We start from the raw sequence: 13,656 nt of genomic DNA on the forward strand, positions 1-13,656 counted from the left end.
GCAGATCAGTCCTTCCCCTCCGGCAGAGGTGCCGTTCGCGAGTTCGGCAGGACCAGGAACGCCGCGATCAGGATCGCCGCAGCGAACGCGATCACTGCGTTGACTGCGATGGCGAACTGCAGGCCCGGCAACAACATGGCCGCGGCCAGTCCCGTGGCCAGGGCGGACATGACCGGCGTGCCGAGCGCGATGCCGACCTGCTGGCTCATCGTGACGAGTCCGGTCGCGAGCCCCTGCTGCTCGGCAGGGACTCCGGCGGTCGAAGCGACGACGTAGCCGACGATCGCCACGAGATTCGCGACGCCGCCGACGAAGGTGAGCGCCAGCACCGGCACGAGCCACGCGCGAGTTTCCCCGATGAATGCGAGCGGCACGGTCGCGAGAGCCTGCGTCACGAGTCCTGCCACGATCGCCGTCTTGGCACTGGTGCGTTCGATGATCTTCGGCGCGATGAGGCCTCCGAGCACCGTGCCGATGCCGAGTACGCCGAGCGCGAGCCCCGCGGCGATCGCCGAGTAGCCGAGAACCTGCTGCAGGTAGAGCGTCAGCAGGAACACCAGGGAGGTGAAGGTCCCGAACGCCAGCAGCCCGGCCGTGTTGCCCCAGGCGATGCTGCGCCGCTTGAGCAGGCTCGGAGCTACCAACGGCTCACTCGCCCACGACTCGATCATGAAGAAGATGCCGAACAGCGCGAACGAGGCCAGGATCGGGCCCCAGGTAGCGGCCTGCGCCCACCCATGATGTCCGGCGTTGTCGATGCCGAACACGAGTGCGACGAGCGCCACGGTGATCGTGATGGCGCCGGGCACGTCGAGCTTCGGTCGTGCGCCGCGGATCGGCTCGCGGAGGACGAACGGCGCGACGACGATGACCACGGCCGCGACGATCACGTTGATGAAGAACGCCCACCGCCACGACACAGCGCCGGTCAGCAGCCCGCCGAGCACGGCTCCGGCCGTGAAGCCTGCCGCCATCAGCGCTCCGTTCAGGCCGAGCGCCCGCGAACGCGCCGGCCCTTCGGGGAACATCGTCGTCATGAGCGACAGCGCGGCCGGGGTAACCATCGCCGTCGCGATGCCCTGTCCGACCCGAGCGGCGATAAGCACACCCGGTTCCGCGGCGAGGCCGCCGGCCAGGGACGAGATGCCGAGGAGGACGATGCCGATCAAGAAGAGCCGCTTCCGTCCGAAGAGGTCGGCGACCCGACCGAAGAACAGTGTGAATCCCGCCGCAGTCAGGGTGAACGCCGTCACGATCCACTGCAAGGCGGACGTGGCGAATCCGAGTTCATCGCCGATATGCGGCAACGCCACGTTCAGGATCGAGAAGTCGACGGCGAGAGTGAAGTTGGCCGTCAGCAGGACGGCCATGGCGACCTTCTGCGCCGCTGTGAAGCGCTCCGACTCGATGCTATTCGCAACCGTGCGTGATGGTGAGGCGATCTGTGTTCTGCTCATGGCTCCAGATTCGTCGGGCGCGCCCCGGGTAGCCAGAACCTCGGATTGCATGGTCTGCGCTTGCCTACCCCCGACAGGGCCAGGCTCGCCGGTGTCGGGTGCGGCACAATGACTGACATGTCTTCACAGCCGCTCGACGCCGAGGCTCCCGTCACAGAACTCGGTGAATTCCTGCGTTCGCGGCGAGATCGCATCACGCCTGATGAAGCGGGTGTGAGCAGTTACGGCCGCCGCCGCGTCCCGGGTCTTCGCCGCGAAGAGCTCGCTCAGCTCGCCGGCGTGTCGGTGACGTATCTGACCCGGCTGGAACAGGGGCAGTCGCAGAACGCCTCGGATTCGATCATCGACGCGCTCACTCGCGCTCTGCAGCTCGACGCCGACGAGCGGGCGCACCTGTACGCGCTCGCGCATCCCGCCCCCGTTCGACGTCCGCAGGCATCGCTGCCGGAGGTCGCGAAGCCCGGCGCGGAGCAGCTGCTGCACGCGATGGGCGACGTGCCGGCGGTCCTGCTCGGCCGGTTCAACGACATCCTCGCCTGGAACCGCGCCGGCCACCGATTGCTGGCCGGCCACCTCGACGGTGACGCGCCGAGTCGCATCGACGAACGTCCCAACCAGTTGAAGCTGCTGTTCCTTGACGAGCACAACCGAGATCTGTACGTCGACTGGCAGGAGGAAGCGGCGCTGGCGGTCTCCTCCCTGCGGTACGTGGCCGCACAGTTCGCCGATGACCGGAGACTCGCCGAACTCGTCGGCGAGCTGAGCCTGAATAGCCCCGAGTTCGCCGCATTCTGGGCCGGGCACGACGTCAGACTCTGCACCAGCGGTTCGAAGCGTCTCCGCCACCCCGAGGTCGGGTCGCTCCAAGTGGACTACGAGGTGCTTCACCTGCCCGAAGCCAACGGTCAGCGCATCCTCACCTACACCGCCGCCGCCCATACGGCGTCCTACGCATCCCTGCGCCTGCTCGCGTCGTGAGTCATCCGGCACGCATGCCTTGCGCGACACCGGCAAAAAGGTTTCGATGGTGTCATGTTCGTCGATACCGGGACGACGCCACACGCGGCGCAACTGCTCATCGATTACGTGAACACGGTCGAATGGCAGACCGACGAGGAGACCTGGGTGTCCCCTGGCGCGCTCGCGGACTGGGTCGAATCACGGACCGGTGTCGCGCCGACCGGTCTCACGCACGATGACCTGATCTTGGCGCGTCGTTTCCGCGAGGGACTGCGCGAGGTGCTCCTGACGCACGCCGGACACGAGCCGCGAGCGGGCGCGATCGACGAGTTGAACGCGCTGCTCGCGGAGTTCCCGATGCATCTTCGCTTCGGTGAGCACGGCGACGCGACCATCACGACCGAGGGCGAGTTCTTCCTCCATCCCGTCATGACAGCCGTCCACACGCTCAGCACGGACAGGAACTGGAACCGCGTGAAGGCATGCTCACGGGACACCTGCAGATGGGCCTACTGGGATGCGTCGCGCAACCAGTCGGGTCGCTGGTGCACGATGGCGGGCTGCGGCAACTACGTCAAGATGCGCCGACGGAACTCACCAGAGGAAGCGGCTGCGGATGTGATCGCGTCCACGGGACGCGCGCCTCGGATGCTGGACGTCGCCGCCATCGCCGGCGTCTCCATGAAGACCGTGTCCAACGTCGTGACCGGCACCGTCCAGGTGTCCCCCGCGACGCGGGAACGGGTCGAGGCCGCGATCGAGGAATTGGGCTACCGGCCCAATCTCGCGGCACGCGAGCTGCGGACCGGGCGGCGCGGACGCACTCCTGACGATCACTGAGGACAGATCGCCCTCTCACCGATCAGCTCGGGACGCGCGCCCGAGCATCCTCCAACGCATCACGTGCAGCACGCGCATCGCTTTCCGCCGCAGCGCGCGCTTCTCGGGCGCCCGCAACAGTCTCTCCCGCCTCCTCGATGCCCGTGTGGACCCGTTCGAGCTCGGCCGCGAGTTCCGCTTCCCTCTTGCGCAGCTCGTCCAGCCTGGCCGACGCGGCCTCGTGGTCGCGCTCGCTGTCGCGCAGGCGTCGCTCGGCTCGCTCCGCCTGCTGTTCGGCCGAACGCACGGCCACCTCGGCCTCCTTGCGCGCGCGGCGCTGCTTGAGCTCGTCGGGCGGCGTCTCGCGAACCGGTCGCGGCGGGACCGCGCCGGCCACGGCATCCGACACATCGATCGCGTCGCCGCCGGACGGCTCCAGCGGGCGGACAAGACGACCGGATGCCACGGCGTCGGCGGCTCCGGCATCCAGCATCGCGGCGTTGAGCGTCTGCTCGACCGCCTCGGTGGTCTGCGTCGTCACGTGCGCACCGGCATGCTCGGCGAGGTCGGTCGCAGCGCGAGCGAGTTCCTTCACCAGCGTGCGGCGCTGGCGCGTCAGCGCAGTCAGCGTCTTCGCGTCCAGATCCTCCTGCGCCTCACGCAGCGACTCCCCCAGCTCCAGCGCCTGCGCGAGCTGGTCGGGGCGCTCGCGCGCGAACAGGTTGACCACCCACGCCGGCGCGAGGGGCTTGCGCAGCGCCTTCACACCGGCAGCGAGATCGCTGTCGGCGACCGCCTTGGCGCGTTCGTTCCGCGCCGAGACGAAGTCCTCCAGCGCAACGGCGTGCAGTTCGGCCGCGATGTCCTCCAGCGTCTCGGTCATCTGCCCATTCTGCTCTCGACTACTGCTGACGGGTGTAGAAACCGTAGGTCGCATCAGCGGCCTGTGCGGCGACGGCCGGATCCGCACCGGAAGCGACGTGCGCTTTCGCCCACCCGTCGGCTGCCGCCCGCGAGAACGCCCTGCCCTCGTCGGACAACTGCCAGGCTTCCGCCTCCGTCGGATCGATCGCGCCCACGACCGCGCCGAGGTGCAGCGCCAGGCCGAGCAGCCCCTGATCCCAGCCGACGCCGGTCGCGCCAGGTCCGAACACGTCCCACATCTCGGCCGGGACATCGGCGGTGTGCGCCGCGTGCTCGAGGCGCAGGCGGGTCGTGCCGGCATCCACCTCGTTCAAAGAGACGGTGAGCCAGGTGAGTCCGCCGCCATACTCCCAGGTCGCCCGGTACTGCGCGCGGCCGTCGACGGGCGGAGCGCACGCGAGGATCTCTCCCCCGGCGTTGCCCTGGAGCTGATAGCGACCGCCCAGCCGCAGAACGCCCGAGACGGGCAGGAACCAGCGCGCGATGCGATCGGCGCTCGTCACGGCATCCCACACCTCCTGGATGCCGGACGGATAGTCCTGGCTGATGCTCTGGACGTACGACGGCCCGCCCTCGACGTCTTCGGTGCGCAACTCCCGCTCGACGGCATCGAGCTGCTTCTGAATGTCGACCATGTCACTCCTCGCTTCGTTCGCCGATCTGACCGGCGCGACGCCGTTGACTGCGTCCACGCGCGAGTTCGGTGTCGAGCGCGGCCAACGGCCCGCGCCAGAAGCGCTCGAACGGCGACAGCCAGGCGCTGGCGGCTTCGACGCCAGCGGGGTCGACGGCGTACAGACGTCGGGCGCCGACCGGCCGCGCCGTGGCGAACCCGTTCTCGCGCAGCACACGCAGGTGCTGCGAGACAGCGGGCTGGCTGATGCCGAACTCGGCCGTGATCACCGAGCCGAGCTCACCCGCGGATTCCTCGCCGACTGCGAGCAGTTCGAGGATGCGCCGGCGAACCGGATCGCCGAGAACATCGAGCGCGTGCATGTGACAATGATTGCATCGCGCCTTATATAAGTCAATACTTATCTTGGGTCGGACAGCACCCGCTCTAAACTGGCGACATGCCGAGCCCTGATCCCGATCACAGCCTCCTCCGGCTCCACCGCGTTCTCCGGCCGGGTTTCGGAACCGAAGCGGCCGTCTACGGCACCATCCTCATGAGCGGGCTGATCGCGGTCTCCTCCGCACACGGCGAGACCTCAGCCGTTGTTCTCATCACGGTCGGCATCACCGTGCTGGTGTTCTGGTCGGCGCACGTCTACGCCGGAACGGTCGCCCGCGTCGGCGACGAGGACGCGACAGGACAGGTGATCGACGTCGGCACGGCTCTGCGGAGGTCGCTCGGGCACTCCTTCGGGATGCTGAGTTCGGCAGCCGTCCCCGGTGCGATCCTGCTCGCCGGAACGACGCGGGTGATCCCCGACGACCTCGCGAACGATCTCGCATTGTGGTCGGGAACCGTCATCCTCGCGCTGCTCGGATACATCGCCTTCCTCCGCCGCGGGAGTTCGCTGACCGTGCGGATCGCGGGCGCCGTCGGGACCGCCTGTTTCGGCATCGTCTTCGTGATCCTCAAGGCTCTCGTGCACTGACGCACAGACCGTCGCCGCTCAGCGCTTGGCCGCGAGCGGGACTCCTGCAGCGACTTGAGCACGCCACCAGGGCGTCTCGATGAACCCGCGCTTCATGAACACCAGTTCCATCGACGCGTTCCACCCACGGACGCCTTTCAGATGTGCGATGGTGCCGGTCATGAAGTCGTGCAGAGATTCCGTGCTGGGCAGGATGATCTCGCAGTACAGCGAGTTCTCATCCAGGGCAGCCGCAAGGAACCTCACAGACACGTGCTGGGCGAGCGTCTGCGCCACAGAAGCGATTCGAGATGGCTCCACGCGCAGCATGAGCAGCGTCTCGGCGCTCATTCCCAGCGCGGATGCCGGGACCATGGTGACCGTCGTGAGACAGCCGGCGTTCTTCATCCGCTCGTAACGACGGCGCACACTGCTCTCGTTCATGTCGAGCTTCGCACCGATCGAGAGAAAAGAAGCCCTGCCGTTGTCGCGCAGCTCGCGCACGATCGCGCGATCCGCCTCATCGAAGTGGGACGGCTCACAGGTGTTCGGCGGCGGCATGTACCCCGACGGATCGCTGGTCGCGTCGGCGTGAGCGTCGTACAGCTGACGCCCCCAGTCGAAGCTCACCTTGTAGTTGTGCATCATGAGATCGCTGCGCCATCGTTCAACTCCGGGGATCGCCTGCAGCTCCGTCAGCACATGGGCGTACGTCGCCGAATCGCCCGGGATGACCACCTCGGCGAAGATGTCGAACTTGCCGGTGACCAGCGTGACGAAGCGGACGTATGGCGAGACGATGAGCTTCTCCGCAACCGCGAGCTGGGAGCCTGGCGTGCAGTTGATGCGCACGAAGAACGTCTCGACATGGCCTTCACTGCCGAGAGTCGGCACGATTCCGACCCGCACAACCCCTTCTGCCAGGAGCTGCTGGCCTCTGCGTGTCACCGTCGAGACGGAGGCACCGGCGAATTCTGCAATCGATGTCCAACTGGCGCGGCCGTCTTGCTGGAGGGCGACCACGATGCGCCGGTCGAGCTCGGAGACCTCGCGTCCGAGCGGGATGCCGCTCATCGGATCGGCGGGCTCACGCGGTGCAGGAACTCCCTCACCGTCTTCGTCCACGCCTCTGCCTCCTCGATCTGGGGCGAATGCCCGGACTTCTCGAACACCACGAGCTCGGAGTTCGGAACGAGCTCTGCGATGACCTGGCTACACGATACTGGGGTGATCCAGTCCGTCCGGCCCACCGTGATGAGTGTCGGCGCCACGATCTCCCCCAGGCGTGGTTTTAGATCGTAGGCGGGAAGGTTCACCGAGAATGCGTAATTGTGCGCCTCGAAGCGGTACGGCGTCGCCTCGACTTTGCGCTCCACGGCCTCAGGGTCGTAGACGAAATCGTACAGCGGCAGGATCTCCCGCCAGCAGTCCTTGAGATCCTCATCGTCGCGGACCCGGCCGAGATCGATCCGGTCGAATTTCTCCATGTCGATGGTCACGCGGTCGGACGCCAACGCGTTCTCCCGTGCGAGGTGCGCGTTGGAGTTGTCTGCGGACGTGTCTCTCAGAACGAGGGCGGAAACGCGATCCGGGTACCTGAGTGCGTACTCCATCGTCATGAACCCGCCGTACGATCCGCCCGCCATCACGATCTGCTCGGCACCGATCCATTCGCGCAGGGCATCGATGTCCGCTGCCCACTGCTCATGGCTGAGGATGCCTTTGCCCTCGCTCTGCCCGCTTCCGCGCGCATCGAAGACGACGACCCGGTATTCGTCGGCGAGCCGGCCGAAGCTGGCACGTGGTTCTGCCCGAGAGCCGAGTCCGGGCGCTCCGTGGTGCGTGATGATGACAGGCGCGTCATCCGGTCCCAGTACTTCCACGGCGAGATGGTTGTCGTTGATGTCGACCCATTGGTGGCTGCCTGTGGCTGCGGCGAACTCCGGCGATACGGAGGGCGTGCGTGTCATGGTGCGTCCTTTCTGAAGGTGCTCAAAGTGCGATCGTGCAGTCATCGAGGCTGCGCGGGTAGGTGGTGAGCGACTCCGCGCCCGTTTCCGTCACGAGCATGCTGTCGCTGATGCGATAGCCGGCGTGGCCGGGGACGTAGATGCCCGGCTCGTTCGAGACGACCATGCCTGCCTCGAGCAGCGTCGGATCACCGTCCTCGAGCCACGGCGGCTCGTGCATCCCCAGGCCGATGCCATGACCCTGACGGTGACGTATGAGTTCTTCGAGGCCTGCTTCCCGGATGACATCGAGGCAGAGGCGGTTGGCCTCCCGGCACTCCCGTCCAGCCCGGATCGTCTCGCGCCCCACCTGCTGCGCGTGCCGGATCGTGTCGTGGAATCGGCGTTGCTGAGCCGAGGGCTCCCCGAGCACGAACGTTCGTTCGCCCTCGACGAAGCGTCCGCCGACCGCGCACCCGAGGGACAGCATGAAAGTGTCTCCCGGACGGAGGCGGTTCACCGACGGCAACCCGTGCGGAAAAGCGGAGTTCGGTCCGGAGTACACGAGTCCCCCGGCCAGGAGTGAGGAGATGACGATATTGCGGTGATGGGTGTACATCAGGCGCGTACCCGTGACCGTGACGTGACGCTCGAGTTCCGCTTCCGTCGGCAGGTCGCCTCCCGCGGCGACGGCCTCTGCCACCAGCTGCACTCCGGAATCGAGCATCCGATCGGTGATCCGGGCGGCCTCCCTGTGCAGGACCATCTCCTCCGGAAACTTCACATACCGGGCTTGCGTTATCACCTCGGACGGTACGAAATCGGTCTCGGGCATCGCGGCCCTCGCCGCAGCCAGTCGCTGGTACGGCATCGTCGTCGCAAAGCCGACGCGTCCGGCGCGTCGAACCCCTGCAGCCAGCGTGACGAATGGCGGCACCACGCCCGGGTACTCGGCGAAGGCCAGCAGCTCCGCGCGCGCCGACTGGGACTGCGCGTACTCTCTTTCGAGCTCCGGCAGGAGCATCGTGATCCGTCCGTCGGCTCCCAGCCAGATCGCCACCGGTCGCTCGGACGGATGGTGGAAGAACCCGGTCAGGTACGCGATGTCCTCCGGGTGATCGGTGAGGAAGGCATCGAAGCCCGCCGCTGCGATCCGCTCGACGACGCGCTCCTGCACGCGATCGTAGAAAGACGGGTCCAGACGCTGATCGAACATCGCAGCCTTTCCTTTCAGCGGGCCAGGTGCCGCGGGTTTCGCGCGTCGTTGTACGCGATGGACAGAAGCGTCGCCGACAGCACGAGTACGAGGATGGCGATCGAGGGGAAAAGGGTCAGCCACCAGGCACTCACCATGGCGCCCGCCTGCTGGGCCTCGTAGAGGATGCGCCCCCACGACCACGTCGTGGGATCCCCCAGGCCGAGGAACGCCAGGCCCGCCGCCGAGAGGACGGCACGGGATGCCGTGACGACGACCGAGACGACGATCACCGGGGTCACGGCGGGCAGGAGATGCCGCGTGATGATCCACCAGGGCGAGGTGGTCATCAGTCGGGAGGCATCGACGTACGGCAGGCCCACGACGGTCAGCGCTTGGGACCTGACGAGTCGAGTCACTTCCGGCCAGGAGAACGCCGCCACGACGAGGATGATCGTCGACGTGCTCGGCCCGACCAGGGCCGCGATCAGGATCATGAGCGGAAGTACGGGCAGTGAGAGCGTCATATCGACGATCACACTGATCACCCAGTCCAGGCGCCGGAAGTAGGCGCCGAGCACGGCGATGATGGTACCGAAGACGATGGCGATCACGGAGGCGGCGACCGCGACGAGCACACTCTGCTGCGTTCCCCATATGACTTCGGAGAAGACGTCGCGGCCGAGCGCATCCGTGCCGAACCAGTGCTCGCCACTCGGCGGGCGCAGAACGTCGGGCCCGTAGCTCGCGGGGTACGGCGCGATGAGCGGGGCGGCGATGGCGATGACCACCAGAAGGATCAGCAGGGCGAGCGAGATCATCCCCAGTGGGTCGCGACGGAAGGCGCGCCAGGTGTGCGCCCCGGCGCGCTCGTCGCCGACAGCGACGGGTTCCAGGATGACGGTGGTCTCGGACGATGGCATGGGAGCAGTCATGACGTCTTCACTCTCGGGTCGAGGTATCCGTACACGATGTCGGTGACGGTGTTCGCGACGACGACCGTGACCGCGAGCATCAGGAAGGCGCCCTGGAGCACCGGGAAGTCGAGCTGGGTCACCGCCTCGTAGATGCCGCGTCCGATTCCCGGGTAGGCGAAAACCGTCTCGGTCAGCACGGCGCCGCCGACGAGGAACCCCAGTTGCAGCCCGATCAGAGTCGTCGTCGGCAGCAGAGCGTTGCGCAGCGCATGCTTCCACAGCACCCGGCTTCCGCGCAGACCATTGGCCTTCGCGAGCAGGATGTAGTCCTCCCCCAGCGTCTCGATCAGCGTCGATCGCATGGTCAGTACGTAGGAGCCCACCTGGATGAGCATCAGTGAGACGGCGGGAAGCACAAGATGTCTCGCGACGCTCAGGTACCAGTCCATTCCATAGGTGCCATTCGTATAGGCGCCGCCGATGGGAAACCAGCCGAGGTTCAACCCGAACACGAAGAGCAGGAGGATCGCGACGCTGGGCACGAAGAGCGACTGCCCCGTCACGCCCAGTACTTGCACGCCCCGATCGATGAAGCGGCCCTTCTGAGATGCTGCGGCGACCCCGAGGGGGATGCCGATGACGATCGTGAGCACGAGAGCGGTGATCGTCAGGAGGAGCGTCCACGGCAGTCGCTGCACGAGCACGTCGGTCACAGGGATCGACTGGGTGAACGAGATCCCCATGTTCCCCTGGAGGAGCTGCCACATGTACAGGCCGTACTGGACCAGCAAGGGCTGATCCAGGCCGTACTGCTCGAGGATGGTCGTCCGGATGTCGTCCGTCATGTTCGGACTCGCCAGCGCCAGCGCCGGGTCACCGGGCAGCAGACGCAGGAGCAGGAACGTCACGGTCACGGCGAACCAGATCGTGAGTAGCCCCCGTCCGACGCGACGGAGAATGAACGATGCTCGGGACACCCGGGCGACCTTCCTCGAGGAGTTGTGCGGATTATTCGGCAGGATGCGCGCTCGCGAGCGAAAGCGGGTTCACGATCGAGAGCAACTCGCTCGGCTTCGAGATGAAGCCGGCCCATTCATCGCTTGCCGCGAAGAACAGATTCTGCGTGTACATGATGTTGTCGTAGACCTGTTCGTGCACGATCTTGTTCGCCTCGCGCATGATCGAGATCTTCTCGTCCTCATCGAACGTCACCATGCCCTCCTCGATCAGCGCGTTCAGCTGCGGATCGTCGACGTACGTGTAGTTGATCGCGCCGTCGGGCAGATACGACAGCGCGAAGTTCGTGACCGGGTCATCCATGATCGCGAAGTTGCCGGCGTAGATGTCGTAGTCGCCCTCGTTGGTCATCGAGAGATAGGTGTTGCGCTCGGTTCCCTGCAGTTCGATCGTGATGCCGGCCTCCGCTGCGCTGTCCTGCACCATCTGCGCCCACTGGCTGGTCACGCTGTCCTGCAACGAGTAGATCAGGCGGAACGACACGGGGAAGGCGCCATTCGCGTCGGCCGCGTATCCTGCCTCCTCCATCAGCGAACGGGACAGCTCCGGGTCGAACTCGTATTCCCGCACCGAATCGTCGTAGTACTTGGCGAGCACCGGCATCAGGGCACTCGATCCGGTCGAGACAGCCTGTCCTTGAAGCACCACCGTGCGGATCGCCTCGTAGTCCACGGCGTGCGCCAGGGCGCGGCGCACGAGCACGTCATCCAGACCTTCCTTCGTCATGTTGTAGACGAGGTGCGCGTACCCCAGCCCCGGCGCTTCGATGACCTGGAGCCCCTCGGCGCTGCTCAGCTGCTCCACCTGAGCGGGTGGCAGTGCGTTCGCGATGACATCGATCTCGCCGCTCTGCAGCGCGAGGATCTCGGTGTTGACATCGGGATAGACGCGATAGACGACCTCCGCCGGTCCCGGGATACCGCCGTCGATCAGGGGGTAGTCCTCGACGCGCTCGAGCGTGTAATGCTGGCCCACCTGGAAATCGCTGAGGATGAACGGTCCCATGCCCACCCATCCGCCGTCCGTGCCATCGTTCGCGAACTCGGCGATCGATCCCTGGGGCTCGAAGACGTGCTGCGGGACGACGACGCCCCAGAAGCCGATCTCCTCCACGATCGAGGAGTCCGGCTGCGTCAGCGTGAGCTCCACGCGGGTCTCCGAGACGGCTGCTGCCGAGTCGAGATTCCCCAGCTGTCCGTAGAACGTACCCGGCGCCTGATCGCGTTTGACCGCGTTGAGGGTCCAGGCGACGTCCTCGGCGGTGAGCGGTTCGCCGTCGCTCCACGTGAGATCGTCGCGGATCTCGTAATACCCGGTCGTGTCGTCGACGTACCCCCACTCCGTCGCGACGTGCGCTTCCTTGGTGCCGTCATCGCCGATGCTCAGCAGATGCGGATACATGAGGTTCGTGATCCACGAATCCGTGCGGCTGTTGCCGAGGACGGGATTGAAATTCACGACGTCCGTCGTCGTTCCGATGCTGAGCGTCTCCTCGCTCGGTCCTGCAGTGCCGCCGGATTCGCCCGGTTCGGGCGCTGTAGGCGCACAGGCGACGAGACCGACGGCGAGAGCCGCGGCCGCGCCGAGCGCGAAGTACCTGTCATGCTTCATGAGACCCAGACCTCCTCGAGGACGCGCATGGTGTTCCCGCCGACGACTGCGCGGATCTCGTCGTCGGAGTAGTCGTGCTCCACAAGCCAGCCGATGATGTTGTAGAACGCCTCGGCAGGGTTCTCGATGCCGTCGACGTACGGCTGCTTCTCGTACTCGACGTTGGCATGCGCTTGACCGAGGGAGAGATTCGACGAGAACGCATCGTGCAGGCCGACGTGGTCGCCGAAGAGCGTGTCCGGTCCGAAGCTCACGTGCTCGAGACCGACCAGGTCCACGCAGTACTGGAAGTGATCCATGACCGAGTCCAGCGAGTGCTTCGGATGCTGGGGCGAGATCGTCGTGTGCGGCGCTGCCTCGATCCCGATGACGCCGCCCCGCCGCGCGCATTCGATGATGGTCTCGTCGGTCTTCATCCGGTTCGTCGGCCACAGGCCCCGCGCGCCGGCATGAGTGATGAAGACGGGCGCCTTGGAGTGGGCGATGACGTCCAAGCAGGTGCGATCCCCGGAGTGCGAGATGTCGATCGCGATACCGAGCTTGTTCATCCGTTCCACGGCACGTTCACCGAAATAGGTGAGGCCGCCGTCACCGCGCTCCTTCAGACCTCCCCCGAGCGTGTTGGCTTCCGAGTAGGCGATGCCCATCTGGCGGACTCCGAACCCGTACAGCACATCGAGGCGGTCGACTTCGTTCTCGATCATCGTCGCCGCCTCCAGAGCGAAGATGTGCGCTACGCGTCCGGTCTCGGCCGCGTAGCGGATGTCGGCGATCGACTCGGCCTTGATGACGAAATCCTGATGCGCGAGATCGGCCATGCGCACGCCGAGGTCGAAGAGGACGTCCTGGTATTTCCACCCCGCGTCGCTCGAGATGCAGCACGTGCCATCCATGCCGTTGTCGAAAACCGCCGTCAGACCGGACCGCGACAGCCCCTCGTAACCGGTGGGTTCGCGCCCCTGGCGGATGTGATCGCGCAGCTCCCCCATGTCGTCGGGGAAGACCTGCACGTGTTCGTGCAGGGAGATCACGGTCTCCTCGCGCAGCAGGCGCTCCACCCTCTCCTTCTGCACATTGCTGAGATCGAGGCCCTCGTACGCCGGCACACGGCCGATCTGCTTGGCGTAGCGGAACTCGCGATAGTCCTTGCCCGCCTCGAGATAGTCGTAGGCGGTATAGCCGCTGTAGCGGTCGGCTGGTTCGAGCACGGAGCGCTCCTTCGGT

General features: G+C 66.2%; 13 protein-coding genes and 2 pseudogenes. 4 read left to right on the forward strand and 11 right to left on the reverse strand.

Annotated elements, in window-relative coordinates; all coding sequences use genetic code 11:
• Positions 1 to 5: 5 nt before the first annotated feature.
• Complete coding sequence (locus ACI7YT_RS10680; protein WP_406245512.1) at positions 6 to 1,457, reverse strand: MFS transporter; 1,452 nt, start codon at positions 1,455 to 1,457, stop codon at positions 6 to 8.
• A 117-nt stretch (positions 1,458 to 1,574) separates the two neighbouring features.
• Here ACI7YT_RS10680 and ACI7YT_RS10685 point away from each other — a divergent pair, with 117 nt between their 5' ends.
• The 3 genes and pseudogenes from ACI7YT_RS10685 to ACI7YT_RS10695 all read left to right on the forward strand — a co-directional run.
• The gene (locus tag ACI7YT_RS10685; RefSeq protein WP_406245513.1) at positions 1,575 to 2,435 is read left to right on the forward strand and encodes a helix-turn-helix transcriptional regulator; all 861 of its coding nucleotides are present in this window, start codon (positions 1,575 to 1,577) and stop codon (positions 2,433 to 2,435) included.
• Between the two features lie 54 nt (positions 2,436 to 2,489).
• Positions 2,490 to 2,993: pseudogene (locus ACI7YT_RS10690) on the forward strand (CGNR zinc finger domain-containing protein); the annotation flags it as partial.
• A 72-nt stretch (positions 2,994 to 3,065) separates the two neighbouring features.
• Positions 3,066 to 3,236: pseudogene (locus ACI7YT_RS10695) on the forward strand (LacI family DNA-binding transcriptional regulator); the annotation flags it as partial.
• A gap of 43 nt (positions 3,237 to 3,279) precedes the next feature.
• Here the strand turns inward: ACI7YT_RS10695 and ACI7YT_RS10700 are convergent.
• From ACI7YT_RS10700 to ACI7YT_RS10710, 3 genes are read right to left on the reverse strand one after another with little or no spacing between them, the layout of a single operon-like run.
• Entirely contained in the window at positions 3,280 to 4,119 is an 840-nt protein-coding gene (locus tag ACI7YT_RS10700) for a transposase (RefSeq protein WP_406245514.1), read from the reverse strand.
• Positions 4,120 to 4,138: 19 nt separating this feature from the next.
• Positions 4,139 to 4,795: an SRPBCC domain-containing protein gene (locus ACI7YT_RS10705; RefSeq protein WP_406245515.1), complete on the reverse strand. Its 657-nt coding sequence runs from the start codon at positions 4,793 to 4,795 to the stop codon at positions 4,139 to 4,141.
• Position 4,796: 1 nt separating this feature from the next.
• The gene (locus tag ACI7YT_RS10710; protein ID WP_406245516.1) at positions 4,797 to 5,156 is read right to left on the reverse strand and encodes an ArsR/SmtB family transcription factor; all 360 of its coding nucleotides are present in this window, start codon (positions 5,154 to 5,156) and stop codon (positions 4,797 to 4,799) included.
• A 77-nt stretch (positions 5,157 to 5,233) separates the two neighbouring features.
• Here ACI7YT_RS10710 and ACI7YT_RS10715 point away from each other — a divergent pair, with 77 nt between their 5' ends.
• A complete protein-coding gene (locus ACI7YT_RS10715; RefSeq protein ID WP_406245517.1) occupies positions 5,234 to 5,764 on the forward strand; it encodes a hypothetical protein in 531 nt (176 codons plus the stop codon).
• A gap of 18 nt (positions 5,765 to 5,782) precedes the next feature.
• Here ACI7YT_RS10715 and ACI7YT_RS10720 read toward each other — a convergent pair whose 3' ends face one another.
• From ACI7YT_RS10720 to ACI7YT_RS10750, 7 genes are read right to left on the reverse strand one after another with little or no spacing between them, the layout of a single operon-like run.
• Complete coding sequence (locus ACI7YT_RS10720) at positions 5,783 to 6,868, reverse strand: Lrp/AsnC family transcriptional regulator (RefSeq protein ID WP_406245518.1); 1,086 nt, start codon at positions 6,866 to 6,868, stop codon at positions 5,783 to 5,785.
• The gene (locus ACI7YT_RS10725) at positions 6,814 to 7,713 is read right to left on the reverse strand and encodes an alpha/beta fold hydrolase (RefSeq protein WP_406245519.1); all 900 of its coding nucleotides are present in this window, start codon (positions 7,711 to 7,713) and stop codon (positions 6,814 to 6,816) included. Before ACI7YT_RS10725 ends, ACI7YT_RS10720 begins: the two co-directional genes overlap by 55 nt.
• 22 nt (positions 7,714 to 7,735) lie before the next feature.
• Entirely contained in the window at positions 7,736 to 9,031 is a 1,296-nt protein-coding gene (locus ACI7YT_RS10730; protein WP_406245520.1) for a M24 family metallopeptidase, read from the reverse strand.
• On the reverse strand, positions 8,923 to 9,822 hold the full coding sequence (locus ACI7YT_RS10735) for an ABC transporter permease (RefSeq protein ID WP_406245521.1): 900 nt from the start codon (positions 9,820 to 9,822) through the stop codon (positions 8,923 to 8,925). Before ACI7YT_RS10735 ends, ACI7YT_RS10730 begins: the two co-directional genes overlap by 109 nt.
• A complete protein-coding gene (locus tag ACI7YT_RS10740) occupies positions 9,819 to 10,781 on the reverse strand; it encodes an ABC transporter permease (RefSeq protein WP_406245522.1) in 963 nt (320 codons plus the stop codon). Before ACI7YT_RS10740 ends, ACI7YT_RS10735 begins: the two co-directional genes overlap by 4 nt.
• A 31-nt stretch (positions 10,782 to 10,812) precedes the next feature.
• Positions 10,813 to 12,432, reverse strand: a complete 1,620-nt coding sequence (locus ACI7YT_RS10745) for an ABC transporter substrate-binding protein (protein WP_406245523.1) — start codon at positions 12,430 to 12,432, stop codon at positions 10,813 to 10,815.
• Entirely contained in the window at positions 12,429 to 13,640 is a 1,212-nt protein-coding gene (locus ACI7YT_RS10750) for a dipeptidase (RefSeq protein ID WP_406245524.1), read from the reverse strand. Before ACI7YT_RS10750 ends, ACI7YT_RS10745 begins: the two co-directional genes overlap by 4 nt.
• Positions 13,641 to 13,656 lie beyond the last annotated feature (16 nt).

The organism is Microbacterium sp. M, from assembly GCF_045181065.1.
Taxonomy (GTDB): Bacteria; Actinomycetota; Actinomycetes; order Actinomycetales; family Microbacteriaceae; genus Microbacterium.